The sequence below is a fragment of the Hankyongella ginsenosidimutans genome, assembly GCF_005144965.1.
Classification (GTDB): domain Bacteria; phylum Pseudomonadota; class Alphaproteobacteria; order Sphingomonadales; family Sphingomonadaceae; genus Hankyongella; species Hankyongella ginsenosidimutans.
Genome location: NZ_CP039704.1, coordinates 1233982 through 1258666 on the forward strand (window position 1 = coordinate 1233982; position 24685 = coordinate 1258666).

At 65.7% G+C, this 24685-nt stretch carries 21 protein-coding genes and 10 pseudogenes; 15 read left to right on the forward strand and 16 right to left on the reverse strand.

The features are described from left to right. Positions 1 to 206: 206 nt before the first annotated feature. A pseudogene (locus E6W36_RS07150) lies at positions 207 to 1031 on the forward strand (TrmH family RNA methyltransferase). Positions 1032 to 1053: 22 nt separating this feature from the next. Here E6W36_RS07150 and E6W36_RS07155 read toward each other — a convergent pair. From E6W36_RS07155 to E6W36_RS07170, 5 genes are all read right to left on the reverse strand, one after another. After that, a complete protein-coding gene (locus E6W36_RS07155) occupies positions 1054 to 1224 on the reverse strand; it encodes a YegP family protein (protein WP_222874191.1) in 171 nt (56 codons plus the stop codon). A 33-nt stretch (positions 1225 to 1257) separates the two neighbouring features. Then, the gene (locus tag E6W36_RS07160) at positions 1258 to 2175 is read right to left on the reverse strand and encodes a glycerophosphodiester phosphodiesterase family protein (protein WP_222874427.1); all 918 of its coding nucleotides are present in this window, start codon (positions 2173 to 2175) and stop codon (positions 1258 to 1260) included. A gap of 22 nt (positions 2176 to 2197) precedes the next feature. Continuing rightward, positions 2198 to 2326 carry a dienelactone hydrolase family protein gene (locus E6W36_RS21895; RefSeq protein WP_342776823.1) on the reverse strand — a complete coding sequence of 43 codons (129 nt, stop codon included), beginning with the start codon at positions 2324 to 2326 and terminating at the stop codon, positions 2198 to 2200. Further along, positions 2323 to 2805, reverse strand: a complete 483-nt coding sequence (locus E6W36_RS07165; protein ID WP_342776824.1) for a dienelactone hydrolase family protein — start codon at positions 2803 to 2805, stop codon at positions 2323 to 2325. Before E6W36_RS07165 ends, E6W36_RS21895 begins: the two co-directional genes overlap by 4 nt. A 134-nt stretch (positions 2806 to 2939) precedes the next feature. Beyond that, positions 2940 to 3389, reverse strand: a complete 450-nt coding sequence (locus tag E6W36_RS07170; protein ID WP_222874192.1) for a methylated-DNA--[protein]-cysteine S-methyltransferase — start codon at positions 3387 to 3389, stop codon at positions 2940 to 2942. Between the two features lie 104 nt (positions 3390 to 3493). Here E6W36_RS07170 and E6W36_RS07175 point away from each other — a divergent pair, with 104 nt between their 5' ends. The 9 genes and pseudogenes from E6W36_RS07175 (at position 3494) to E6W36_RS23170 (ending at position 9279) form a co-directional block, all read left to right on the forward strand. Further along, on the forward strand, positions 3494 to 3736 hold the full coding sequence (locus E6W36_RS07175) for a DUF6489 family protein (protein WP_222874193.1): 243 nt from the start codon (positions 3494 to 3496) through the stop codon (positions 3734 to 3736). Further along, on the forward strand, positions 3736 to 3888 hold the full coding sequence (locus tag E6W36_RS18385) for a hypothetical protein (RefSeq protein WP_246048217.1): 153 nt from the start codon (positions 3736 to 3738) through the stop codon (positions 3886 to 3888). The genes E6W36_RS07175 and E6W36_RS18385 overlap by 1 nt, the downstream gene beginning before the upstream one ends. Further along, positions 3873 to 4460 (forward strand): P-loop NTPase family protein, encoded by a 588-nt coding sequence (locus tag E6W36_RS18390; RefSeq protein WP_246048218.1) that lies wholly within the window; start codon positions 3873 to 3875, stop codon positions 4458 to 4460. The genes E6W36_RS18385 and E6W36_RS18390 overlap by 16 nt, the downstream gene beginning before the upstream one ends. A gap of 7 nt (positions 4461 to 4467) precedes the next feature. Beyond that, the gene (locus E6W36_RS18395; RefSeq protein ID WP_246048283.1) at positions 4468 to 5019 is read left to right on the forward strand and encodes a GTPase; all 552 of its coding nucleotides are present in this window, start codon (positions 4468 to 4470) and stop codon (positions 5017 to 5019) included. An 84-nt stretch (positions 5020 to 5103) separates the two neighbouring features. Beyond that, positions 5104 to 6946: pseudogene (mnmG, locus tag E6W36_RS07185) on the forward strand (tRNA uridine-5-carboxymethylaminomethyl(34) synthesis enzyme MnmG). Continuing rightward, positions 6947 to 7594 carry a 16S rRNA (guanine(527)-N(7))-methyltransferase RsmG gene (gene rsmG / locus E6W36_RS07190; protein ID WP_222874194.1) on the forward strand — a complete coding sequence of 216 codons (648 nt, stop codon included), beginning with the start codon at positions 6947 to 6949 and terminating at the stop codon, positions 7592 to 7594. Further along, positions 7591 to 8372: pseudogene (locus E6W36_RS07195) on the forward strand (ParA family protein). Before rsmG ends, E6W36_RS07195 begins: the two are co-directional and overlap by 4 nt. Then, complete coding sequence (locus tag E6W36_RS07200) at positions 8372 to 9148, forward strand: ParB/RepB/Spo0J family partition protein (RefSeq protein ID WP_342776825.1); 777 nt, start codon at positions 8372 to 8374, stop codon at positions 9146 to 9148. Before E6W36_RS07195 ends, E6W36_RS07200 begins: the two are co-directional and overlap by 1 nt. A 14-nt stretch (positions 9149 to 9162) precedes the next feature. Next, a complete protein-coding gene (locus E6W36_RS23170; protein ID WP_425459715.1) occupies positions 9163 to 9279 on the forward strand; it encodes a hypothetical protein in 117 nt (38 codons plus the stop codon). Positions 9280 to 9322: 43 nt separating this feature from the next. Here E6W36_RS23170 and holA read toward each other — a convergent pair whose 3' ends face one another. The 3 genes and pseudogenes from holA to E6W36_RS21900 all read right to left on the reverse strand — a co-directional run bounded on the left by holA (position 9323) and on the right by E6W36_RS21900 (position 13619). Next, positions 9323 to 10813 (reverse strand): DNA polymerase III subunit delta, encoded by a 1491-nt coding sequence (gene holA / locus E6W36_RS07205; RefSeq protein ID WP_222874195.1) that lies wholly within the window; start codon positions 10811 to 10813, stop codon positions 9323 to 9325. Next, positions 10810 to 13343 (reverse strand): annotated as a pseudogene (leuS, locus tag E6W36_RS07210) (leucine--tRNA ligase). The gene holA and the pseudogene leuS overlap by 4 nt, the downstream one beginning before the upstream one ends. Before the next feature lie 3 nt (positions 13344 to 13346). Next, positions 13347 to 13619, reverse strand: coding sequence for a DUF3576 domain-containing protein (locus E6W36_RS21900; protein WP_342776826.1), 273 nt, complete (start codon positions 13617 to 13619; stop codon positions 13347 to 13349). A 372-nt stretch (positions 13620 to 13991) separates the two neighbouring features. On the opposite strand from E6W36_RS21900, the gene E6W36_RS07220 reads away from it, so the two are divergent. Then, the gene (locus tag E6W36_RS07220) at positions 13992 to 14135 is read left to right on the forward strand and encodes a hypothetical protein (protein WP_222874196.1); all 144 of its coding nucleotides are present in this window, start codon (positions 13992 to 13994) and stop codon (positions 14133 to 14135) included. 109 nt (positions 14136 to 14244) lie between these two features. Further along, the gene (locus tag E6W36_RS07225) at positions 14245 to 14673 is read left to right on the forward strand and encodes a porin (RefSeq protein ID WP_222874197.1); all 429 of its coding nucleotides are present in this window, start codon (positions 14245 to 14247) and stop codon (positions 14671 to 14673) included. Here the strand turns inward: E6W36_RS07225 and E6W36_RS18400 are convergent. Further along, complete coding sequence (locus tag E6W36_RS18400; protein ID WP_222874198.1) at positions 14646 to 15092, reverse strand: thiamine phosphate synthase; 447 nt, start codon at positions 15090 to 15092, stop codon at positions 14646 to 14648. The genes E6W36_RS07225 and E6W36_RS18400 overlap by 28 nt on opposite strands. Positions 15093 to 15219: 127 nt before the next feature. On the opposite strand from E6W36_RS18400, the pseudogene E6W36_RS07235 reads away from it, so the two are divergent. After that, a pseudogene (locus E6W36_RS07235) lies at positions 15220 to 15901 on the forward strand (YggS family pyridoxal phosphate-dependent enzyme). A 15-nt stretch (positions 15902 to 15916) separates the two neighbouring features. On the opposite strand, the pseudogene E6W36_RS07240 reads toward E6W36_RS07235, so the two are convergent. The 5 genes and pseudogenes from E6W36_RS07240 to E6W36_RS18405 form a co-directional block, all read right to left on the reverse strand. Further along, a pseudogene (locus E6W36_RS07240) lies at positions 15917 to 16905 on the reverse strand (GTP cyclohydrolase II). Positions 16906 to 16988: 83 nt separating this feature from the next. Next, positions 16989 to 17775, reverse strand: a pseudogene (locus E6W36_RS07245) (exodeoxyribonuclease III). Between the two features lie 619 nt (positions 17776 to 18394). Then, the gene (locus E6W36_RS21910; protein WP_342776828.1) at positions 18395 to 19015 is read right to left on the reverse strand and encodes a LolA family protein; all 621 of its coding nucleotides are present in this window, start codon (positions 19013 to 19015) and stop codon (positions 18395 to 18397) included. After that, positions 18942 to 20490 (reverse strand): annotated as a pseudogene (locus E6W36_RS07260) (DNA translocase FtsK); the annotation flags it as partial. The gene E6W36_RS21910 and the pseudogene E6W36_RS07260, both read right to left, overlap by 74 nt. After that, complete coding sequence (locus tag E6W36_RS18405; RefSeq protein WP_246048220.1) at positions 20378 to 21130, reverse strand: DNA translocase FtsK 4TM domain-containing protein; 753 nt, start codon at positions 21128 to 21130, stop codon at positions 20378 to 20380. The pseudogene E6W36_RS07260 and the gene E6W36_RS18405, both read right to left, overlap by 113 nt. Positions 21131 to 21333: 203 nt before the next feature. Here E6W36_RS18405 and E6W36_RS20530 point away from each other — a divergent pair. Further along, positions 21334 to 21540, forward strand: a pseudogene (locus E6W36_RS20530) (FAD-dependent oxidoreductase); the annotation flags it as partial. 185 nt (positions 21541 to 21725) lie between these two features. Next, positions 21726 to 22508 (forward strand): FAD-dependent monooxygenase, encoded by a 783-nt coding sequence (locus E6W36_RS07270; RefSeq protein ID WP_246048221.1) that lies wholly within the window; start codon positions 21726 to 21728, stop codon positions 22506 to 22508. Between the two features lie 163 nt (positions 22509 to 22671). On the opposite strand, the pseudogene E6W36_RS07275 reads toward E6W36_RS07270, so the two are convergent. Together E6W36_RS07275 and E6W36_RS07280 are read right to left on the reverse strand one after the other, a co-directional pair. Beyond that, positions 22672 to 24184: pseudogene (locus E6W36_RS07275) on the reverse strand (amino acid permease). Between the two features lie 115 nt (positions 24185 to 24299). Beyond that, entirely contained in the window at positions 24300 to 24683 is a 384-nt protein-coding gene (locus E6W36_RS07280) for an HIT domain-containing protein (RefSeq protein ID WP_222874202.1), read from the reverse strand. Positions 24684 to 24685: the final 2 nt, after the last annotated feature.

Consider the following 24685-nt stretch of genomic DNA (forward strand, 5'->3'; position numbering starts at 1 on the left):
TCGATTGAGCAAGCACCTCTGTGGCAATACCGCTGGCTGTAGCGAGGCTTATTCCGCTGACAACTGCACGACGTGACCAATCTTTCTGTATGGTTGACGACGCATTTACTGTAGAATCTGCGTCTTCTTTTTCATCCTCATCTGACACCGCCTAGTTTTGTTTTTGGTATGTACGAAATCAGCCCTAGGCACTTAAGGGACGGTAAATGCATAAAACGATTACGAGCGCGGCAAACCCACTCTTCAAGCGTGTCAATGCGTTACACGAAAAGAAATTCCGTGCGCGCGACGGCCTGTTCCTGGCCGAAGGGATGCGAATCGTCGTTGAGGCCGTCGACTCAGGCCATATCCCGGAAATCCTGATCCTGGCCCCGGGTATAGCAGACCATCCGGCCATGCGTCGTGTGATCAATATGTGTCGTCAAGACGTCACCGAGATGACAGAGATGACGCCAGAACTTCTTACGCGATTGACTCGCAAGGATAATCCCAAAATGTCGTGGGTGTGTTCCGCCAGGCCCTGACGCCACTGCGTCAGCTCGATCGAGCACGCGCCCATATCTGGTTCGTACTGGAGGCGATCAGGGACCCGGGAACCTCGGCACCATCCTGCGCACCGCCGACGCTGTCGGCGCCGGCGGGTCATCCTGCTCGACCAGGGGTGCGACCCGTTCAGCGTCGAGGCTGTCCGCAGCTCGATGGGCGCACTTTTCACCCAGACGGTCGCAACAGCAGCGTGGCCCGAATTTCTGGCCTGGCTGCGCGAAGGCCCCGGCTTTCTGGTCGGCGCCAGCCTCAAAACATCCGTCGACTACCAGGCGGTCGCCTATCCCGACCCCACGTTCCTGCTGATGGGCAACGAACAGTCGGGGCTGCCACAGGCCTATGAAGACGCCTGCGACGCGCTGGTGAAGCTGCCGATGCGCGGCAAGGCGGACAGCCTGAACGTCGCCATCGCGACGGCTGTGCTGGCCTATGAAGTCATCAACCAGCGCAAACATGGCTTTGACAGCGACGCCACGGCGTCATGATTTCATGAGAGAGACCCTGGTGTCAGGCCTCGACGATGGTGGCGGACCCGGAGTTCTGCGTGTTTTCGATGCACTTCAGGCAATCCGCCTTGGCTTTGTAGCCCTCGGACGATTTGGCGAGAATGTTGCCGTTGTTGTGCTTGAGCCGCCAGCGGAATTCGCCCTTCTTGTCCTTGTAGACTTCGTACTTCATGGACAGCCTCCCTCCTCGTATGCCTGACGAAGCTTAGCGCTCGGGCCGGTGGGCGCAACCCCTATTGCGGTGCCACCACAAGGCAGGCACCCGGGCCACGGTCAGCAGCATCGAGCGCCTTCGCAACGGTCGCCGCGCTATCGCTGGCGAGGATCGCCACGCCGTCCTTGACGCGCGCGGCGTACTCGGACACGTCGCCGTCTGCTGCGTAGCGATCGTCCAGACGCAGGCCGGGCCGACCGAGCGTGCCAAGAATCGGCTCGACACCCTGACCGCGCAGCGTCGCATAGTCCGCAGCGGTTTTTCCGTAAGGCCGGTCCAGGCGGCAAGACGGCCCAGGCCGACGCCGGCGTTTTGCAGCGCCGTCAGATCCTGCGCTGTCTCGGCTGGCGCAGAGATCGTCATATCCGGCGCAAGGCGCGCCAACCGGCTCGCCGCCTGCGTGCTGTAGACGATCAGAATCACCGAGTCGGCAGCGCGCGCCTGCCACACCGCAGCGACGACATCCTCGAACCGGACCTCGGGCTTGATATCGAGCTGCAGATAGGCGCCACGCTTGACTGCCCATGTCAGCGCGTCCGCCAGGGTCGGGAGCCTGCCCTGCGTCAGCGCGCCGGCGTCGTCCTTGAGCCGGACGCCCGCGAGTTCTTGCAGGCTGTGGCTGCGCAAGGAACCGGAACCGGTCGTTGTGCGCTCAAGCGTCTCGTCATGCAGCAGCACCAGCACCCCGTCCTTGGTGCGGCGGACGTCGACCTCGAACAGGCGCACCCCGGCGGCGAAACCCGCGGCCAGCGTCTCCAGCGCATTCTCCGGCAGGCCGGGGCCAGGCCCGCCACGGTGCGCACTCGCCAGCCCACGGCCCTGGGCGCGCAGACAATCGAGTGCCGCGGCAATCGGCGCTGCGGCAATCGGCGCTGCACCGCCTTGCGCCGCCCCGCCTGCGGGCCGCAGCCGGCGAGCAGCGCCAGCAGGGCTATTTCAGCGCGCCGCACAGAAACGCCAGAGTCCGCGCATCCGCCAGCGTCGCGCTGGCTTCATCGTAATGGTCGCCGTTGATGCGGGCAAAGGCGTGCCCCACGCCCGGATAGCTGTGCAGCGTCACTTTCGGGTGTACGCCCAACCCTGCGACAAGGGTCCGCTGGGCATCCGGGGCACGAATTCATCGCCCTGCGCGATATGCAACATCAGCGGTTTCCTGATGCCGCCTGCGGCCTCCAGCTTGCCCTGAATGCCAACCCCATAATAGCCGACCGCGGCATCGGCATCGGTGTGCGCGGCGGTCAGATACGCCAGCAGACCACCCAGGCAATAGCCGACGGCGCCGACCTTGCCGGTGACGGCCGGGTGGCGACGGATGGCGGCGACGGCGGCAGCGATATCCTCGATACCCTTGGCGACATCGAACTTTGGAAACAACGCAAAGCCCTTGGCACGCTCGTCAGGGTCTTCCGACGACAACGAAAGCCCCGGCTCAAGCCGCCAGAACAAATCCGGCGCGCAGGCGACGAAACCGTTCGCCGCCAGCCGGTCGCACACCGCGCGCACGTTCGCGTTCACGCCGAAGATTTCCTGCAGCACCACGACGGCCGGCGCCGGCGTCTTCGCCGGCAGCGCCAGATAGCCGCCAAAGACCCCGAACCGTCGCTGGCTGCGACATCCATCTTGCCTGACGTCATGGTGAATCTCCGTTATTCTATAACATTTACTTACAGTTATCACAAAAGCGCCGCGCCGCCATCCGTTCGAGGTCGAGAATCTGCTGCTTGGTCGCCGGCCCTTCGCCCCGGAATAACCGCCGATGCCGCCGGTCCCGAGGATGCGATGGCAGGGAATGAGGATCGGCAACCGGTTGGCCCGCAGGCGCCGCCGACAGCGCGCGCCGCACTGTTCAGTTCCTGCGCCACGTCGCCGTAGGTTCGGGTCTCGCCATAGGGGATTTGCTGCATGGTCTGCCACACCCGGCGCTGGAACGGCGTGCCCTCAATCGCCAGCGGCAGATCGAACGTTTTAAGCTTGCCGGAGAAATAGGCGTCAAGCTGCGCAAGCGCCTCGCGCAGCAGCGGCGTATCGTCCTGATCGCGGCCCCAGCCCCAGTCGACGGAGACGATCGCCACGCCTTCCTGCGCGACCGTCATGTCGCCGAACGGTGTGTGTATCGAGCGCACGGGCATCTCGCCCCCTTTGTATTTGACGTTCAACGCGTATTCTCAAAGCATGGCCCGCTGGCGACGATCCGGCAAGTGTGGGCGATGCAGACAGGAGACCCACCGTGAAAATCAGTATCGATATCGACTGTACGCCGCAGGAAGCCCGGTCCTTCATGGGCCTGCCTGATCTGGCACCGCTGCATGCCATCTATCTCGAGCGCATGGAAAGCCTGATCCGCGACGGGGTCTCCAGCGCCGATGTCGACCGCATCGTCAAGCAATGGATGCCGATGATGACCGACAGCTTCGAGACCATGCAGCGCGCCTTCTGGAATGCGGCAACCGGGCAATCCTCGAAGTCCTGATGCGCCCGGACACGATTTACGCGCTCTCCAGCGGCCGCGGGGTTGCGGGCGTCGCGGTCATACGCCTGTCCGGCCCTGATAGCCGGGGCGCGATCGAAGCGATGACCGCAAAGCCGGCCCCGCAGCGCGACGGGCAGTGCTGCGTTCTCTGATCCACCCAGAGACCGCCGAACCCCTGGATCTGGCGCTGGTACTGTGGCTGCCCGGCCCGGCGAGTGCCACCGGCGAGGACACGGCGGAGTTTCACGTCCATGGCGGCCTTGCGGTCATCGAGGGCGTGCTGGCGGCGCTCGCGCGCCTGCCCGGCCTGCGCCCGGCCGAGCCTGGGGCCTTTACGCGCCGCGCGTTCGACAACGGCAAGCTTGACCTCACCCGTGTGGAGGGCCTGGGCGATCTGCTGGCGGCTGAAACCCAGGCGCAGCGGCGCCAGGCCCTACAACAGTTGGGCGGCCGGCTGGAGCGGCTCTACGAAGGCTGGCGTGACCGGCTGGTACGGACCATGGCCTATGTCGCCGCCGACCTCGACTTCGCCGAGGGTGAGGATGACGTGCCGGCCGGCCTGCCAGCGGCCGTGCGCCAGGACCTTGCCGACCTGAGCCAGGAAATCGAGGCGCACCTGAACGACTCCGGACGCGGCGAGCGCCTGCGCCAGGGGCTGACCGTCGCGATCACCGGGGCCCAATGCCGGAAAGTCCAGCCTGGTAAACTGGCTGGCCGGGCGTGATGTCGCCATCGTCTCGCCCTACGCCGGCACGACGCGCGACACCATCGAAGTTCATCTCAATCTGGGCGGCTATCCGGTCACCGTGATCGACACGGCGGGCCTGCGCGAGACGCACGACCCGATCGAGCGCGAAGGCATCGCCCGCGCCCGCGCCCGCGCCGCCGCCGCCGATCTGGTTGTGCACCTGAGCGCACCGGATGCCGCAGAGGAAGCGCCGCCCGCCAGCGGTGCGCCGATCTGGCGCTACATCAACAAGGCCGATCTGCTGGCAGGCACGCAAGGCAACGCCATATCGGTAACGCAGGGCCAGGGTATGGACGATTTCGTGGCGCGGTTGACCGGTTTTGCGGCCAGCCAGATGCCACAAGGCGATGCCCCGATGCTGACTCGCGCGCGGCATCGCCAGCATCTGGAGGCCTGTCGAGGCGAACTGATTGCAGCCCAGAGCCGTGATGACGATCCCGTACTGCAGGCGGAGCACCTGCGCCTGGCGGCCCAGGCGCTGGGCCCTCACCGGCCGCATCGACATCGAAGACCTGCTCGACGTGATTTTCCGTGAGTTCTGCATCGGAAATGAGCCGATGTTTCACGTGAAACATCGGCGGTTCTGAACTTAGCGCGGCCGAATCGCTAGCTGGGAACCATGGAGACATTCGACGTTCTGGTGATCGGCGGCGGCCACGCCGGCTGCGAAGCGGCGGCCGCCAGCGCACGCCTTGGCGCGCGCACGGCGCTGGTCACGCACAATCCCGCGACCATCGGCGCGATGTCGTGCAACCCGGCGATCGGCGGGCTCGGCAAGGGCCATCTGGTGCGCGAGATCGACGCGCTGGACGGCATCATGGGCCGCGCGGCAGACGCTGCCGGCATCCAGTTCCGTCTGCTCAATCGCCGCAAGGGCCCGGCGGTCCAGGGGCCGCGCGCACAGGCCGACCGCAAACGCTATGCCGCCGCCATCCAGCAGTTACTGCGCGAGACCCCGAACCTGACGATCCTTGCCGGTGCCGTCGATACGCTGGCCCTCAAGGATCAGCGTATCACGGGGCGGTGCTTGCAGACGGGCGGACCCTGCGCGCCGGCGCGGTGGTGCTCACCACCGGCACCTTTCTGGCCGGGGTCATCCACCGCGGCGAGGAGCAGACGCCGGCAGGACGGGTCGGCGAGCCGCCGGCCCTCAAGCTTGCCCACTTCCTGCGCGGCCTCGCCCTGCCGATGGGTCGACTGAAGACGGGAACACCAGCGCGCCTGGACGGCCGCACCATCGACTGGGCAGCGCTTGAGTTGCAGCCCGGCGACGACGAGCCGGCGCTGTTCTCCTTTCTGTCGACGACCGCACCGCTGCCGCAGGTGCCGTGCTACGCCACACGCACCACCTTGGCGACGCATGCCATCATCCGCGAGAATATCCACCGCGCTCCGATGTACGCCGGGCGGATCGAGGGGTCGGGCCACGCTACTGTCCATCGGTCGAAGACAAGATCATGCGGTTCGGCGACCGCGAGGGCCACCAGATCTTCCTGGAGCCGGAGGGCCTGGACGACCCGACCATCTACCCCAACGGCATCTCCACCTCGCTTCCGGTCGCGGTGCAGGCGGCGTTCCTGAAGACGATCCCGGGCTGGAACAGGCGCACATCGTGCAGCCGGGCTATGCGATCGAATATGATTATGTCGATCCCCGGGCCTGTCGCCAGCCCTGGACGTCAAGGGCATGGCTGGATTGTACCTCGCCGGGCAGATCAACGGCACCACCGGCTACGAGGAAGCGGCGGCGCAAGGCCTGGTTGCCGGCATCAATGCCGCGCGCTTTGCCGGCGGCACTGATCCCTTTCATCTTGACCGTGCCACCTCCTACATCGGCGTCATGCTGGACGATCTGACAACACAGGGCGCGCGCGAGCCCTACCGTATGTTCACCTCGCGTGCGGAATACCGTCTGCGACTGCGCGCCGACAACGCCGACCAGCGCTTGACGCCGCTTGGCCTTGACCTTGGCCTGGTGCAGCGCCCGCGCGCGCAGGCTTTTGCCGAAAAGCAGCAGGCTTTAGCGTCCGCAAGGGCGCTGACAGAACGCCTGCGCCTCACACCGCCGCAAGCAGCAGCGCACGGCATAGCGGTCAATCAGGACGGGATCGTGCGTTCCGCTTTCGATCTGCTGCGGTTTCCACATGTCACCTGGGCGCACCTGCAGGGCATATGGCCGGAGTTGGGCGCAGTCCCCAAGCTGCGCGAGCAGATCGCCATCGACGCCCTCTATGCCAGCTATGTGCAGCGCCAGGAGGGTGATGTGGCGGCGCTTCGGCGCGACGAGCAGCTCACGCTTCCGCACGACCTCGACTTCGGTGCCATCGCTGGCCTGTCCAACGAAGTGCGCGAACGATTGACCCAGGCTCGCCCGACCACGCTGGGGCAGCGGCGCGCATCCCGGGCGTGACGCCGGCTGCGGTCAGCGCGCTGCTTGCGTTCGTCAAGCGCAAGGCGGCCTGAGTGCTCTACGATCAAGCGCAGTTCGAGCGCGACTCGGGTGTTTCACGTGAAACGGCGGACAAGCTGGCCCTCTACGCGGAAATGCTGGCGGACTGGCAGTCGCGCATGAACCTGGTCGGCCCGGCGACCCTGCCCGATGTCTGGCGGCGGCACATGCTCGATTCGACTCAGCTCTGGGCCCTGATCCGCGATCCAGCGTCGATTCTCGACATCGGCAGCGGCGCCGGTTTTCCCGGGCTGGTCCTTGCCATTCTCGGTGCCGGCCATGTCACCCTGGTCGACTCGGTCGCCAAGAAAGCCCGGTTTCTGGAGGCAGTCGCCGCGGCGCTCGATCTCACGGACCGCGTGACGGTCTGCAATGCGCGCATCGAGGCGCTGCCGCCGCAACGCTATACGACGATTACGGCGCGCGCCTGCGCCAGTCTTGCGCAACTGTTTGACTGGGGCACCGCTTCGCGGCAGACTCGACGCAATGGATCCTGCCCAAAGGGAAAGCGTGGAAGAGGAGCTGATGGCGGCGCGCACCAGTGGCAGTTCGCGCACAGCCTGCACTCCAGCCGCACCGACCCGCGCGGCCGGATCGTCGACGCATGGAATATCGCACCCGTCGCTGCCTCGGGGCGCGCCGGCCTGAAAGGACGCCGATGAAGCGCAATGTAATCGCCGTCGCCAACCAGAAAGGCGGTGTCGGCAAGACGACAACCACCATCAACCTCGCGACCGGGCTGGCCGCGATCGGGCGGCGCGTACTGGTGATCGACCTCGACCCCAGGGCAACGCCTCAACCGGCTTCGGCCTTGCCCGGGCAGACCGCGCCCATACCAGCTACGAGGTGTTGCTGGGCACGGCCGATGTGGTGACCGCCGCTGCCCCGACTCTGGTGCCAGGCCTGTTTCTGGTGCCGGCGACCGTCGACCTGTCCGGTGCCGAGATCGAGATGGTCGACATGGATCGCCGCATGAACCGCCTGCGCGATGCCTTGGGCGACGCCGACGCGCACTATGACCATGTGTTGATCGACTGCCCGCCCTCGCTTGGGCTGCTGACGCTCAATGCGCTGGTCGCCGCCCACGCCGTACTGGTGCCGCTGCAGTGCGAGTTTTTGCCCTGGAAGGATTAAGCCAACTACTTCAAACAGTTGAACGGGTCCGTGGCCTATAACCCCACCCTTTCCATCATGGGCGTGGTGCTGACCATGTATGATCGCCGCAACAAGCTCTCGGATCAGGTAGCCGACGACGTGCGTGCCTGCCTGGGCAATGTCGTGTTCGAGACCGTGATCCCGCGCAACGTGCGCCTGTCGGAAGCGCCGTCGCACGGCAAGCCGGCGCTGATCTACGATATCCGCAGCCCGGGCAGCCAAGCCTACATGAAGCTTGCAAGCGAGCTTTTGAAACGCACAACCCAAGCAGCACGAGCAGCCTGATGGCCGACACCACCGAACGCAAGCGTCCCCAAGGGTTAGGCCGCGGTCTGTCCGCCCTTCTCGGCGACATGGAAACCCCGGTCGCACAGGCCAGCCAGAACGGCCAAAGCGGCAGTGGGCCCCAGCGCGTGCCGATTTCGGCGCTGGTCCCCAATCCGCGCCAGCCGCGCCGCCATTTCGACAAGGACGCGCTGAACGAGCTCGCCGATTCCCTGCGCAGCCAGGGCATTCTGCAACCCCTGCTGGTGCGGCCCGACCCGAGCAGCCCGGGGCGGTACCAGATCATCGCCGGCGAGCGACGCTGGCGCGCCGCACAGCTGGCGCAGCTTCACGACGCCCCGGTGCTGGTGCGCGAGCTGACCGACTCCCAGGTGCTCGAAATCGGGCTCATCGAGAATATCCAGCGGCAGGATCTCAACGCGATCGACGAGGCGGACGGCTACTACCGCCTGATCCAGGAGTTCGGGCACACGCAGGACGACGTCTCGCGACTGGTCGGCAAGAGCCGCAGCCACATCGCCAACCTGATGCGATTGCTGGATTTGCCTGCACCCGTGCGCTCATTGCTGGTCGAGGGCAAGCTGAGCGCCGGCCATGCGCGCGCCGTACTCACCAGTGCCGATCCGGTGCAACTTGCCCAACTGGCGGTCGCCAAGGGCCTCTCCGTGCGGCAAGTGGAAACGCTGGTGCGCGCGGAAAAGGCGGGCCGTCCAAACCGCGCATACGGGCTGCCCCGGCCAAGGATGCAGACACCACGGCGCTCGAGCGCGACCTGACCGCGGCAGTCGGCCTGCCGGTCGACATCAGCGACGCCGGCGGCCAGGGCGTGGTCTCGATCCGCTATGCCAGTCTGGACGAACTCGACTGGCTGTGCCGCCGTCTGTCCGGCCCTGCGGTCGGGTTTTAAAGCTTGGTCGGTCGAGCTTCAGTCACTCTGAAACGATCAAGGTCTAACGCCGCGCATGATGTGCGAGCACCAGCAGCGCATGTTCCGCAAGCAGATCGCCGGCAGACCCGGATTGTTTGATGGCGCGCTCGGTCTCCAGCAGCAGGCGGCAGGCGCGATCGAGCTTTTCCAGCGTCCAGGTCCCGGCCTGCGCCGTGACTGCCGCCGTGTCCTTCCAGAACACCGGTGGTCGCAGCGCCTTGACCGCGGCTTCCGCGCCAGCACCGCGTGCCATGCCGAGGCGCACTTCGCGCAGTTGCCAGATGCGGCGTAGCAGCGCGCGCAACATGGCGATGCCTGCCTCGCCCTCCGCCTGCAGGCGCTGAAGCTGGGCGACCGCCTCGGCCAGGCGGCCACCGGCCACGGCGTTGACCAGGCTGTCGAACGCCGCCTCGCCGCGGTCGGCGCAGACAGCGGCAACATCGTCAAGCGTCACGCTGCCGCCGCCTGTATAAAGGTCCAGCTTGTCCAGCTCCGAGCGCAGGATGTCGCGTGCGCCGCCGCCATAGGCCAGCAGCGCGTCACGCGCCGCCCGTTCCAGCCGCAGCCCGCGCTCCGCAGCCGCTGCATCCAGCCACTGTTCGAGCCGTGCGCCGTCCTCCGGGTAACAGGCAACTGCCAGCGCGCGCGGATGCGCCTCCATCAGTTTGCGCAGCTTCGAGGTCGCCGGTAGCTCGCCCGCCTGCAGCACTGTCAGATTGGCCACATTCGGGTTGTCCAGGCAGGTCTCGACGGCTGGCGTCATGGCGTCTGCAGCATCGGCGATGCGGATCAGCTTGCGCTGCACCATGAGCCCGATGGCGCTGGCTTCGTCACTCAGCCGCGCCGTATCGTCCGCAACCACGCTGGCGCTCAGGTCGACGACTGCAAACGGATCGTCCAGGTCGGTGGCCACCTGCCGACCGAACAGCCGGGCCCGCTCGCGGACCAGGCTTTCATCCGACCGAAACAGAGGACGGCAACAATCGACGGGTCGAGCGCCTTCAGCAACCCGCTCAGTTGCTGCGGGCTGGGCTTCATTTCCGGGTCCGGAAAAGACGCCCAGCCGGTCGAGGATCTGGCGCGCGACCTGCTCGGCGTTGCGCTCGCTTGCCGTGCTCTCGGCGCTCACGACGGAATACTCGTTGCTGCGCACCACATCGATCGCGATGTCGGAGCGCGCCACATCCTCCAGGATCGCGGTTTTATTGGCAAGATCCACCAGACGATAGCGGGCATTGAGGCTCAGCCGCTCGCGCGTGATCGACTCGTCGCCGCGCACGCCGAAGCCCCGGGTGTCTTCCCGGATCACCACCTCAAGCCGGTAGCGTTTGTCCCCGCCCGCCCCCATGTTGCGCTCGAGCGCCGCGCGCAGGACCTGGCCGGCACGGTCCGGGATTGGCGCGATCTCAACGCTCGAAAGCGCACTGCTGACTTCGCCGGTACGGCCGCCGCCATACACCGGCTGCAGGCTGCATCCAGCCAGACACAGGAGCAGGGCCAGCCGACGCATCATAGCACCAGGTTCACCAGCCGGTTCGGCACCACGATCACTCGCTTCGGCGTGCCGCCGCCGAGTAGACGTTGCACCTTCTCGGACTGCATCGCCAGCGCCTCAAGCGCCGCCCTGTCGAGATCCGGAGCGACATCGAGGGTATCGCGCAGCTTGCCGTTGACCTGAACGGCGATCGTCACTTGCGCATCCTGCAGCAGTGCCGCGTCTGCCACCGGCCACGGCGCATCCGCAACCAGGCCTGGCTGACCCATGAGCGCCCAGGCTTCCTCGGCCAGGTGCGGCATCATGGGGCGACCAGTTGCGCCAGCACGGGCAGCGCCTCGCGCAGGCGCCGTCTGCGTCCCCACGCCCGGCAGCATCGGCCAGCGCGCTCACAAACTCATAAAGATGCGCGACGGCCTTGTTGAAGTGCAACGCCTCGATGTTGGCGGTTACAGTCGCGATGGCCTTGTGCGTCGCGCGCCGGAGATCGCTCGGGCCGACATCCGGCTGCGCGGCTACAGCGCGAGGCCATGTCTCGGCGATCACGCGCCAGACCCGCTGCGAGAAGCGCCAGGCACCCTCGATCCCGGCGTCCGACCACAGCAGGTCGCGGTCCGGCGGCGAGTCCGAGAGAATGAACCAGCGTGCGGCATCGGCACCATATTGGGCGACGATTGCGCTGGGATCGACCGTGTTCTTCTTGGACTTGCTCATCTTTTCGGCGCGGCCGACGGTCACGGCCAGCCCGGTCTCCCGCTCCACCGCCTCGCCACCCTCAATCCGATCGACTGCGCCCGGCTCAACCCAGCGGCCATCGAGCGCTTTGTAGGTTTCGTGGCAAACCATCCCCTGCGTGAACAGGCCGGCGAACGGCTCGGCGGCATCGATCTTGCCGATCCGCTGCAGCGCGCGCGTGAAAAAGCGCGCGTACAACAAATGCAGGATCGCATGCTCGATGCCGCCGATATACTGGTCGACTGGCAACCAGCGCGCCGCCTCGGCCCGGTCGAACGGCCGATCCGCCGGCTGCGAGGCGAAGCGGATGAAGTACCAGGACGAATCGACGAAGGTGTCGAGCGTGTCCGTCTCCCGTTGGGCCGGCCCGCCGCAGCGCGGGCAGGTGCGATGTTTCCATGTGGGATGCCGGTCGAGCGGATTGCCAGGCACATCGAAGGTCACATCCTCCGGCAGCACGACGGGCAGCTCGCTGTGCGGCACTGGCACGACACCGCAGGCGGTGCAGTGAACGACCGGGATCGGCGTGCCCCAGTAACGTTGACGCGAGACGCCCCAGTCCCGCAGACGGAACGTGGTCTGTGCGCGCCCCAGCCCTCGGCCTCGGCGCGCGCGATGACCGCCGCTTTGGCGTCCTCGACACTGAGGCCGTTGAGGAAATCGGAATTCGCCAGGCGGCCGGGTCCGGTATATGCTTCGTCCTCCACCGCGAAATCCGCCGCCGCCCCTTCCGGCACCACCACGGCTTTCACGGGCAGGCCGTATTTTCGCGCGAAGTCCAGGTCGCGCTGGTCATGCGCCGGGCAGCCGAAAATGGCGCCGGTCCCATAGTCCATCAAGACGAAATTGGCGACATAGACCGGCAGGCCAGCCGGACGCAAGCGGGTGCTCGACCGTGAGGCCGGTGTCGAAGCCCAGTTTCTCGGCCGTTTCCAGATCGGCGGTCGCAGTACCGCTCTGACGGCACTGCGCGATGAACGCCGCCAGCGCTGCATTGTCCGCAGCCAATGCCTCGGCAAGCGGGTGATCAGCAGCGACCGCGCAAAACTCGCGCCAAACAGGGTGTCCGGTCGGGTCGTGAACACCTCGATGGTCCCGCCGGTCGCGACGTTGAACCGGAAGCGCAAGCCGGCCGAGCGGCCAATCCAGTTGGCCTGCATCAGCTTGACCTTGTCCGGCCAGCGGTCCTGCGTCTCCAGGCCAGTCAGCAGGTCTTCGGCAAAATCGGTGATGCGAAAGAACCATTGGGAAAGCTTGCGCCGCTCGACGAGCGCGCCGGAGCGCCAGCCGCGGCCGTCGATCACCTGTTCGTTCGCCAGCACAGTCATATCGACCGGGTCCCAGTTGACCGCCGACTCCTTGCGGTAAACCAGGCCAGCCTCGAGCAGATCCAGAAACAGCGCCTGTTCCTGGCCGTAATAGTCGGGCTCGCAGGTCGCCAGCTCGCGGCTCCAGTCGATGGCAAGGCCGAGCTGCTGCAACTGGGCGCGCATGGCCGCGATATTGTCCAGCGTCCAGGCACGCGGGTGGACCTTGCGCTCGAAGGCGGCGTTTTCGGCCGGCATGCCGAACGCGTCCCAGCCCATCGGGTGCAGCACAGCGAACCCGCGCGCGCGTTTGTAGCGGGCGATCACATCACCCATCGTGTAGTTGCGCACATGGCCCATATGGATGCGCCCCGAGGGATAGGGAACATCTCCAGGATATAGCAGGATGGTGCGTCGGCGGGCGCGCTGTCCGCGGCGAAGGTCTTTCGCTCGCGCCAGACGGCCTGCCAGCGGGGCTCGGCGCTTTTCGGGTTATAGCGGCTCATGGATCAACGTTCGGCGACGACCGATTGCCGGATGGTGCGGGCGCGCTCCAGGATCGCCTCTTCAAGCTTCTGGACCGTATCGGCGCGCAGGGGTGCATCGACCCAGGCGCCACCGCGGTTCTCCTGCCGGTTCGCGGAGACCGTCAGCGCGTCGGCACGCAGATCCTTGTCCAGAATGAAGACGCTTACCTTGACCCGCTCGGTCGGCGTTTGCGGGTTGGCGTACCAGTCGGTGAGGATCACGCCGTTGCCGGAATCGGCCTGGGCGATCGGCATGAAGGCGATCGTCTCCAGCGCGGCACGCCACAGATAGGTATTGACCGAAAGGGTCGAGAGCTTGGCGGGCGCCAGTTCAGCCGGCTTCTGAAGCCGCTGGAGCAGGCTGCCAGCAGCACGAGGGCGGCAAGGGAGGGAATTCTGACCATGGACGTGCGACTCGGGTGCAAAGGAATACAGCCTGCGTTATAGGCGGCAGGTTGGCCCGAGGCCAAGCGTCATCACACGTGCATATGCCACTCACCGGCGCAAAGGTGTTGGGTTCTGGCCACAGCCGACGCAAAGATGCTGAGAGCGCTATAATTAAATTTGCTTTGGCTTACATTTCTTTAACACCTCCCTATATGGACTGGATTGGGAAGGAGAAGCACTGTGGCGCGCCTTGCGACAATGATCGCAACAGCCTTGTTTGTCGCGGCCGGCTTAAACGCCGGGGCGATGGCGGCTGACCGCGTCGGCAGCGATGGTTTCTCTACTTCCGCAATCTTCCCGATGAAGCTGCCCCGAAGCCTGTGAAGCGCACGCGCAAGCCGGTTGTTCGCAAAGCCGCTGTTCCGGCCAGGCCGAAAGCGGTCGAGCGCAGCTACTCCTTCACACCGTCAAGCGCTATCTCCGATCAAAGGGCGTGAGCTTCGGGATCATCACCCGCAGCGTACCGGAAACCGGCCTGAGCCTCAGCGAGCCGAATGGCTACGGCATCGGTGCCGGCGTCGGCTATCGCGGCTTCGTCCTGGATGCACAATATGGGCGGGATCAGGATCAGCCGCTGAGCCTGACCGAGGGCCTGAACCTCGGCGTCAGCTACAAGAGCGAGAATTGGCGCACGACCGTTCGGGTCGCGGAGGAAAATTCTAGCGGACGCGGCACGTCGGCCATCCTCGACGAGCGCAAGTACAGCGTCGACCTCGGCGGGGCCTACCACCTGACCCCGAGCGTCAGCCTCTCCGGCGGCGTCAAATATTCGCTGTCCTACCAGTCGGATCGTACCCGCTCGGCGAAGGATGCGGAACAGACCAATTCCTCGGTCTACCTCGGCACCGCCATCAACTTCTGATCCAGCAGCCCGTCGATCGCCGCCCAGCCGTATGCACCGGTCGGGCGGACCCTGCGCCATCGCGCCTCAGTCATCCCGCCCAGCGCCACGACCGGCAGCCATGTTGCGCGAACCAGCCCGGCAAGGCGGATCGGCCCCATGGCGCGCGCGCCTGGATGAGAGCGCGTCGCGAATACCGGCGACACGAACACGAGGGTCGCGCCCGCCCGTTCCGCGCGGCGCAGTTCCGGGATTGAATGCGCGCTGGCGGTGACCAACCCCGGCGGCGCTGTGCGCGACCGCGGCTGCCCAGATGCCGTCCCAGGCCTTGCCCGTCTGATGGCCCGCTGACTGAGAGAACGAGTCTTCCTGGCAGGGGCCGAAGCTGCGCCAGCAAAGCCGCAGCCGGATGGCACTGCTGGCCCGCACGACAACGCCACTGCCGCGCGGAAGCGCCAAGCAGGCCGCCAGGATGTCCGTCACGTTCAGGCGATCGTCGGTAAAGAACCAGAGCCGCGGCAGCTTGCCGTTATTGCGTGACATCCTGCGAGGCTATAGCAGGACACCATGATTACACCACACGCTGATTCAGCGCAGCGACTCGCCGAGGTACGTGCGCGCATCGCGCACGCCGCAAAGCGTGCCGGGCGCAGTAGCGATGAGGTTCGGCTTATCGGCGTTTCGAAGACGATCGATGCCGAGGATATCCGCACGATGCTCGCCGCCGGCCTAGGCTGCTATGGCGAGAACCGCGTACAGGAAACCCTGCAGAAATGGCCGGCACTGCGCGCCTCCCACCCGCAGACCCAGCTTCACCTTGTCGGCCAGTTGCAGTCCAACAAGGCGGAGGATGCCGTTGGCCTGTTCGACGCCATTCACAGCATTGACCGCCTGTCGCTGGTGCAGGCCCTCGGCAAGGCCGTCGCCAAGCTGGGTCGCGCGCCAGACTGCTTTCTGCAGGTAAGCATTGCCGATGAGCCGCAAAAGGCGGCTGCCCGGTTCCGGAATTGCCGGCCCTGCTTGCTGCGGCCCGACAGCATGGACTGCGCGTTATCGGCCTGATGTGCGTGCCGCCGCTGGGTCAGCACCCGGCACCCTTTTCGCCTTGCTGGCTGAGCTGGGGCGCCGGCTCGGCGTGCCGCGGCTGTCCATGGGCATGACTGCGGATTTCGAGATCGCCATCGAACTGGGTGCGACCGATATCCGCATCGGGACAGCACTGTTCGGCGCGAGAGCACAAGTCGTCTGAGACGACTAAGCTATATCAAGTGGGCAGCCAGTGGCCCGACTTGTCGCGCTTGGTCTGGAGATAGCGCGTATTGTGCGGGTTCTCGCCCATCTGATGCGGCACCCGCTCGGCAACCGGCATGCCGGCGGCGGCCAAGCCCGCCACCTTGTCCGGATTGTTGGTCAGCAGCCGTACGCTGGAGAAACCCAGTAGCCCGAGCATGCGTGCTGCCGGCGCAAAGGCGCGCGCATCTTCCGGAAACCCGAGGCGCAGGTTGGCGTCAACCGTGTCGAACCCTGGTCCTGCAAGGCGTAGGCGCGCAGCTTGTTGATCAGGCCGATGCCGCGTCCCTCCTGCCCGAGATAGAGGACGACACCGCCGTCCGGCCCCTCGCGCATCGCCCGGATCGCCCCACGCAGTTGCGGTCCGCAATCGCATTTCAGGGATGCAAGCAGGTCGCCGGTGAAACATTCCGAATGGATGCGGGTCAGTACTGGCGCGCTGCGCGACGGCGCGCCAACCTCGATCGCCAGGTGATCGGCAGCGCCCGACCCGGCGCGAAAAGCATGGATGCGACAGGCTTCGGCGTCGAACAGCGGCACATGCGCGCTCGCAACCAGTTTCAACGCATCGGCAGCGACGCGGTCATGGGCGAGCACGGCCTGTGCGGAGACGGTCGATGCGCAAACGATCGGCGCGGACGCCGCCTCCCGGACCAGCACCGCTGGCAACAGGCCGGCAATGCGGCACAGTTCCAGCGCAGCAGCGGCGGCTTGTGCATCATCGGCCGTCATTGCCCGCGCGCGCAGTGGCGATTTGAATGGTGCCTGCAAGTCCTGAAGCGGATCAGCGAGCGCCAGCAGCGCCGGCAGATCGTGCCATACTTCCCGCACGAGGCGCGTCGCCGCCATGCCCGCCGCAGCACGGGCGTTGCCAAGCCGAAGATAGGTGGCGCGGCGGGCTGCAACGACCAGATCGGCAGGCGCTGGGTCGTCGAACGCCGCCAGGCTATCCGTGCCCGCCATCTCGAGCGCCAGACAGGCAAGACCATCGATCGTGACAGGTCGCCCGCGGCGTAGACGATCGACCGCCGCCTCAATGGTCTCGATCAAAGGGCGACCTCAAGGATCACCGGCGCATGGTCGGATGGTTTTTCCCAGCCGCGTGCGGCCACGATCGTGGTGCAGCCGCGCAGGTTTCCTGCAAGCGTCGGGCTGGTCCAGATATGGTCGAGCCGCCGTCCACGGTCCGATGCACGCCAGTCGCTCGCCCGGTAGCTCCACCAGGTGTAAAGCCGCTCCGGCGCCGGCGCGAAGTGCCGTCCAGCGTCGATCCAGTTGTGACTGGCCGCCAGGGTATTCAGCGCCGCCACTTCGATGGGCGTGTGGCTCACCACATTCAGCAGCGCCTCATGACTCCACACGTCGGAGGGCAGCGGCGCACATTGAAATCACCGAGCAATATGGTCGGCGTGGCCAAACCGGCGGCCCAATCGGTCATCCGCGCCAGAAAATCAAGCTTCTGGCCGAATTTCGGGTTGGCCGTGCGATCCGGCACGTCGCCACCAGCCGGCACATAGACGTTTTCCAGCCGCACGCCGCCCGGCAACATCACCCCAGATGCCGGGCCTCGCCGTTAGCCTGCCAGTCCTCACTCGAAATATCGGCCAGCGGCAGCTTCGAGAGGATCGCCACACCGTGATGCATACGCTGGCCGCGCACGCGGATATCGGTGAAACCGAGGGCCGCAAGCGGGGCGTGCGGAAAGCTGCCATCGTCGACCTTGGTTTCCTGAAGGCAGAGAATATCCGGGGAAAATTCCGCGCAGAACCGCCGCACCAGGTCCATACGGGCGCGCACGGAATTGATATTCCAGGTAGCGATGCGAATCGTCATTCGAAAACGCTGTACCGGAAACACCGGCGAAAATCACCTGCCCGGGAAACGGGTAGTGGGTCATTTTGAAAAACCGCTCGTGGTGAGCCTGGACGAACCACGAGCCGCTCAACCTTCGTCCAGCTCAGGGTGAGCGGCAAAATTTCAAAATGACCGACTACCGAGAAACGCAAGAACCCCGCCTCGGGGGCATGAGGCGGGGTTCAGTCTGCGCTCGTCACGCAAGTGGCGGTTCACTGGGGTACAGGGGCAAACACCAGCGTCTGATTTGCCGCCACACCTATATTATAGTTCATCTTCCCCTGAAATTCAATAAACTGACCAGTTTCCCAGGGCGCATACAGTGTGTTTTCGTCCCATGGAACGCTCGTTCGGGCGCAGCGGCTAGACCCTTCCCGTTTTTGATTGGATCACTTTTGGTGAGGCAATCAAAACGGACAAGAAGGGTCTACACGAAGAGTGAGAGCCTTTCTTATCGCTCTTGCTTGAGGCACTTCAACACAAGTGCCTCAAGCTCAGTCGGAAAGGCCCTACCGGCCGCGCGGGCCAACGCCGGCGCCGCGCGGGTCCCGGTAGCGAAAGGCGCCGTCGCTCACCGCCGGATTGAACTTGACGCCGGTCAGTTGCACCTGCGTCGTCTGTCCCTGGTTGTCGACAACGGTCCAGCCGATGGGCAGCAGGCCGGCGGGTGCCCCGGCGCGTCCTGGAAATAGAGCGTGAGCCTGCCGTATTCTGGGCGACGCTTGTCCTGCGCCTCCACGGTGAGGATTTCGATGCCGGACTGGTCAGCGACCCTGATCGTCTGCGCGTACTGGCGCAGGCCATCGGCGGACCCGAGCAGGGATGCAAGCGGCGTCTCCCGGATCGGGTAGCGCTGCACCTGCGCGACCTCGTAATCGACCAGCGACACCTGCCGGCCGTCGGCCACCACGAGAAAGGGCACGGTCGGCTCGTACTGAAAGCGCACCTTGCCGGGTCGCGCCAACGTCATCGCCCCCGCATCTGCCGGCCGTCGGGGCCGGTCTGGACGAAATTCGCCGTCATGGTGCGGACCTGCGTAAAGTGGCGTTGGATCATATCGAGCAGGGCATTGCGCTCGGTGGGCAGCGCCGCCTGGGCGGGTGCTACCAGCGACAGGCCGGCAAGCGCGGCCAGTATGCGTGCGATCACAGGCGATTGCCTTCCTTGTCGATGAAGAGCTGCCGACGGCCGACATGATCGGCAGGGCCGACCAGCCCATCCTTTCCATCCGCTCGATCAGGCGCGCCGCCCCGTTGTAGCCGAGCCGGAGCTGCCGCTGCACATAGCTGGTCGAGGCTTTCTGGGATTCAGCGACGATCTGGACCGCGCGGCGATAGAGATCGTCTTCGCCGCTGTTTTCCGGTTCGCCCCAGGCGGACATGATGGGCGCATCGTCTTCCGCCAGCCCGTCTGCGTTCTCCTGCGTTACGTCCGGTACATAGTCGGGCTGGCCCTGGGTGCGCCAGTGATCCGCGACGTGCTCCACCTCCTCCTCGCTCACGAACGGCCCGTGGACGCGCACCGGCTGCTTGCCGGCCGCCATGAACAGCATGTCACCCTTGCCCAGCAGTTGCTCTGCACCCTGCTCGCCCAGGATGGTGCGGCTGTCGATCTTGGAGGTGACCTGAAACGAGATGCGGGTCGGCAGGTTGGCCTTGATGACGCCGGTGATGACGTCGACCGAGGGGCGCTGGGTCGCCATGATGAGGTGAATACCGGCGGCGCGGGCTTTCTGGGCCAGGCGCTGGATCTGCACCTCCACTTCCTTGCCGGCGACGATCATCAGGTCCGCAAGTTCGTCGACCACGACGACAATCATCGGCAACGGTTCGAAATTGAAGTTCTGCTCTTCGTACACCGGCTGACGGTCGTCGTCGTAGCCGGTCAGCACCCGGCGCACCAGCGGCTTGCCCTGGGCCTTCGCCTCGCGCACCTTGTCGTTGAAGCCGGCAAGCGACTTGGCGTTGACGGCGGACATTTTCTGGTAGCGCTGTTCCATTTCCCGCACCGCCCAGCGCAAGGCGGTGATCGATTGCTTCGGGTCGGTGACAACCGGCGACAGCAGATGCGGAATGCCGTCGTAGACGCTGAGCTCCAGCATCTTCGGGTCGATCATGATGAAACGGCACTGATCCGGCGTCAGCCGATACAGCAGCGACAGGATCATGGCGTTGAGGCCGACCGACTTGCCGGAGCCGGTCGTCCCGGCGATCAGCAGGTGCGGCATCGGCGCCAGATCGACCACGACCGGCTCGCCGGCGATGTCCTTGCCGAGTACCAGCGGCAGGGCGCGCTTGCCACCCTCGAAGGCCTCGGAGCTCAGAAGCTCCCGCAGCGACACGCTGTCCCGCCTGGCGTTGGGCAGTTCGATGCCGATGACGTTGCGTCCGGGGACGACGGCGACCCGTGCCGACACCGCACTCATCGAGCGGGCGATATCGTCGGTGAGGCCGATCACCCGCGAGGACTTGACCCCGGTGCCGGCTCCAGTTCGTACAGCGTCACCACAGGACCCGGGCGGACCTGCATGATCTCGCCCTTGACGCCGTAATCGTCAAGAATGGTCTCGAGAAGACGCGCATTATGCTCCAGCGCCACGGTATCGACGGCCGGGCGCTCGGCGCGGGCGGGGCCGCTCAGCAGATTGAGCGGCGGCAGCATGTAGGTGTCGCCAAGTTCCAGACTGCGCTGCTTCTCGCTTGCAGCGCGCTGGCTTGGCCGCGCCGCGTTCGACGGCGCTGATACCCGGGAGCGTTCGACATTGGTGCGCGGCATCGGTGCGACATCGGGGTCCTTGCGCGCGCGGCGGCGCTTCCGCACGCGGCTCCGGCGCATCGATGTCGCGCGGTGTGTCGTCCGGCGCCGGCCGCGGCCAGTCCGCGCTCCAGACCAGCAGCGGCAAGGCGATGAGGCCAAGCAGGATCGACAGGCTCCAGACCGGCGCGGCGAACGGCGCCAGCGCATCGGTCGCCAGGCGCGCCGCCAGCCACCCGACCAGACCGCCCGGCCCGGAGGAGACCGGCCACGCAAGGTCCGGTGCGGCGCAGCTGGCCGCCATGCTGGCCAGCAGGATGGCGAACGCTGCAGCGGCACCGCGCAGCCGCCAACGGGCAAGCCGGCCATTGCGCAGCGCTGCCCAGGCCCAAAGCAGGGCCAGAATCGGGACGGCAACCGCCAGCAAACCCAGACCCTGAACCAGCACATCCGCCAGATAAGCCCCGGTCAAGCCCAGGAGATTGGTCGGCGCATGGGCTGACGCCCGGCTCCAGGACGGGTCGTCGGGGTTGTAGCTGAGCAGCGCGATCAGCAGCGCCAGCCCGGGCGCAAACAGCATGACAGCGCGCAATCCGGTACGGACCTTGGGCGCACCGGCCGAAGGACGCAGGAGCAGGCGGGGCGACAGCCATGGCGGACCTCGTATGTTCGCTGTCCGTACATATCGCGCGCCGGGAGTCCGCCCGTCAAGGGAGCCATGCGGCAAGCCGGCGCTGGCGCCTGCCGGCGCGTCCGTCTATCCATGCCGCAAAGGAGAACGGCATGGCGGATGTCATCATAGTCGGCGGCGGGCTGGTTGGTGCCACCATGGCCCTCGCCCTGGCGCAACGCGGTCTTGAGATCGACCTGATCGACCGCGAGCCGGCGTCGACGCGCCTGGCACCCGAGCATGACGGCCGCGCCTCGGCTATCGCTGCCGCCAGCCGCAGCCTGTTCGAGCAGTTGGCGCTGCCGATTGCCGACCACGGCGAGCCGATCCGCACCATCCGGGTCACGGACCGCAACCGCGGACCTGACCTGCAGTTTGCAGCAGAGCCAGGTGCCTCCTTCGGGTTGATGCTGGAAAACCGCATGATCCGCCACCTGCTGGCACGCGCTGTGGCGGATTGCCCGCCGATCGGGTGCATGCGCCAGCTGAACTGGTCGCGTGGTCGGTGGAGCCGGGTCAGGTCTCGGCGAGGCTTGACAATGGCGCTGACCTCAGCGCGCCGCTGTTGCTGGCGGCGGACGGGCGGCAATCCGGCATCCGCAAGCACCTGGGGATCCGCAGTGCTCTCTGGGATTACGGGCAGACCGGCGTGGTGACCGCTGTCGAGCATCCGCGCGCCCACGATGGGGTGGCGCACGAAATCTTTCTGCCGGATGGGCCGCTGGCGCTGCTGCCGCTGTCCGGCAATCGATCCTCCGTGGTCTGGTCGATCGACCGCGTGCAGGCGCAGGGTGCGCTCGACATGCCGGATGCGCGACTTGCCGCCATGCTGACCGAACGCTCGGCCGGTGTGCTTGGCGAACTGCGCATTGCTGCGCGACGCTGGGTCTACCCGCTGAACTTCCACCACGCGGACCGCTATGGCGCGGCGCGGGTAATGCTGATCGGCGACGCCGCCCACGGCATCCACCCGATTGCCGGGCAAGGGCTGAACCTCGCGCTGCGGGATGTCGCCGTTCTCGCCGAGCTGCTGGGCGAGGCCGCGACGCTCGGGCTTGATCTTGGCGATATCCAGTTGCTGCGCCGCTACGAGCGGCTGCGACGGCCGGACAATGCCGTGATGTGCGCCGCGACCGACGGCCTGACCCGGCTGTTCTCGAACCGGCTGCCGCTGCTGCCCCAGATCCGCCGCTTCGGCCTGGGGCTGGTTGGCCGTTCGTCCATGCTGAAGAGCTTCTTCGTGGCCCAGGCGACAGGCCTGGCCACGCAGGTGGGTCAGCCCCGGTGACAGCCAAAGCGCAGCCCAACTAGACCCTTCCCGTTTTTGATTGGATCACTTTTGGTGAGGCAATCAAAACAGGCAAGAAGGGTCTGTGCAAAGAGTGAGAGTTTCTCATCGCCTTCGCTTGAGGCACTTTGATACAAGTGCCTCAATCTCAGTCGGAAAGGCTCTATGGTTGGGTCGGCAGGGTCGCTCGCGCCCGCGCTTCGTGGCTGCGGCGATATCCATAGAGGAAGTAGACCACGAGGCCAACCGCGCCCCAGATCGGTAGCACGAGGATCGCCTCGGTCGGCAGGCTCAGATATAAGCCGACGCAGCCGGCGATGGACAAAGGCGCGGTGATCCAGACCAGCGGGGTTTTGAACGGACGCCGCCGGTCAGGATCGGTCCGGCGCAGCACAAGCACCGCAACCGACACCATCGCGAAGGCGAACAGGGTTCCGGAATTGGAAATGTCCGCCAGCTTGCCGACCGGGAAGAATGCGGCGGCGATGGCGACGAACACGCCGGTAATCATGGTGACGATATGCGGCGTCTTCCACTTCGGGTGCACGCTGGCAAGCACTTCCGGCAGCAGCCCGTCGCGTGCCATCACGAAGAAGATCCGGGTCTGGCCGAAAAGCATGATCAGGATCACCGACGGCAGGGCGAGGCCTGCGGCGAGCCCAAGCAGGTTGCCAATCTGCGGCCAGCCGATCTCACGCAGCACGTGGGCCAGGGCCTCCTTCGAGCAAACCAGCGGCTCTGCGGCACCGGAGCTGATCACAGCCTGACACTGCGCCGCCAGCGCGCTGCTGCCGGGCGAGAGGATTTCGCCGTTCGGTCCGGAAAGCGGCTGTGCGCCAAGCGGCGAACCGATGGCCCGCCGCCACCAGCAGGTAGAAGATCGTGCAGATCAACAGGCTGCCGATCAGGCCGATCGGCACATTGCGCTGCGGATTCTTGGTTTCCTCGGCGGCGGTCGAGACGGCATCGAAACCGACATAGGCGAAGAAGATCGAAGCGGCGGCCCCAGCACCCCGATGCCGTTGGTACCGTACCAGCCATTCGGCAGGAAGGGGATGAAGTTTTCCTCCTGCATCACCGGGATCGCAAGCGCGATGAACAGGCTGAGCGCAGTGACCTTGATGACCACGAGGATGGCGTTGACCCGCGCGCTTTCCGTCGTGCCGATCATCAGCAGCCAGGTGATGAGCAGCGCGATGAACATCGCCGGCAGATTGACCACACCCCCGCGGACGGCCCCGCTGTCAACGCCAGCGGCAGATCGATATGTAGGAGGTTCTTGAGCAGCCCGACCACATAGCCGGACCAGCCGACCGAAACGGCGCTGGCGGCGACAGCATATTCCAGGATCAGCGCCCAGCCGACCAGCCAGGCCATCAGTTCGCCGACGACGGCATAGGTGTAGGTGTAGGCGGACCCGGACACCGGAACCATCGCCGTCAGTTCGGAGTAGCATAGCGCCGCAACGGCGCAGACAAGGCCCGCGACTATGAAACTCATCATCATGCCCGGCCCGGCTTTCTGCGCGGCTTCGGCCGTGAGCACGAAAATACCGGTTCCGATGATGGCGCCAATGCCGAGCAGGGTGAGCTGGAACGCCCCCAACGACCGGTGCAGACTCTTTTCTCGGCATTCGCGAGAATAGAATCCAACGACTTAACGCGCCAAAATATCATCCGGAACTCCCTGTGCTTACCCGCGCCGAGGCCGTTTGCGGCTTTCGTTTCCCGGGCGCAATTTTCTTACCCTAATCGCTTCAACGCCACAGCGGGAGAAAAATAATCTTAACGCCTAACTGCGACGCACGAGCATCGGTCCCAGCGCATGACCGCCAAACAGGTGGACGTGAAAATGCGGCACTTCCTGATGCGCATGCACCCCAGCATTCGCCAGCAGCCGATAGCCGCTTTCCACCAGGCCCAGCTCCTGCGCCACATCCGCGACCGTGCGGAAGAACCCTGTCACCAGCGCGTCGGGCGCATCGACGCAGAAATCCGCAAACGACACATAGGGGCCTTTCGGGATCACCAGCACATGCACGTCCGCCTGGGGATTGATGTCATGGAAGGCAAGCGCGAACGCATTTTCGTGGACTTTGCGGCACGGTATCTCGCCGCGCAGGATGCGGGCGAAGATATTGTTCTCGTCGTAGGGCTGGCGGGCGTTCACGACCATGG

Bases quoted from the DNA above. Each gene is read 5' to 3' on its own strand.
- E6W36_RS07155 (WP_222874191.1), bottom strand. From the start codon at position 1,224: ATGAAGTACGAAGTCTACAAGGACAAGAAGGGCGAATTCCGCTGGCGG.
- E6W36_RS18385 (WP_246048217.1), top strand. From the start codon at position 3,736: ATGCGCCCGGACACGATTTACGCGCTCTCCAGCGGCCGCGGGGTTGCG.
- E6W36_RS07200 (WP_342776825.1), top strand. From the start codon at position 8,372: ATGGCCGACACCACCGAACGCAAGCGTCCCCAAGGGTTAGGCCGCGGT.
- holA (WP_222874195.1), bottom strand. From the start codon at position 10,813: ATGATGCGTCGGCTGGCCCTGCTCCTGTGTCTGGCTGGATGCAGCCTG.
- E6W36_RS21900 (WP_342776826.1), bottom strand. From the start codon at position 13,619: ATGCCGATCGCCCAGGCCGATTCCGGCAACGGCGTGATCCTCACCGAC.
- E6W36_RS21910 (WP_342776828.1), bottom strand. From the start codon at position 19,015: ATGGGCTGGTCGGCCCTGCCGATCATGTCGGCCGTCGGCAGCTCTTCA.
- E6W36_RS18405 (WP_246048220.1), bottom strand. From the start codon at position 21,130: ATGCTGTTTGCGCCCGGGCTGGCGCTGCTGATCGCGCTGCTCAGCTAC.
- E6W36_RS07280 (WP_222874202.1), bottom strand. From the start codon at position 24,683: ATGGTCGTGAACGCCCGCCAGCCCTACGACGAGAACAATATCTTCGCC.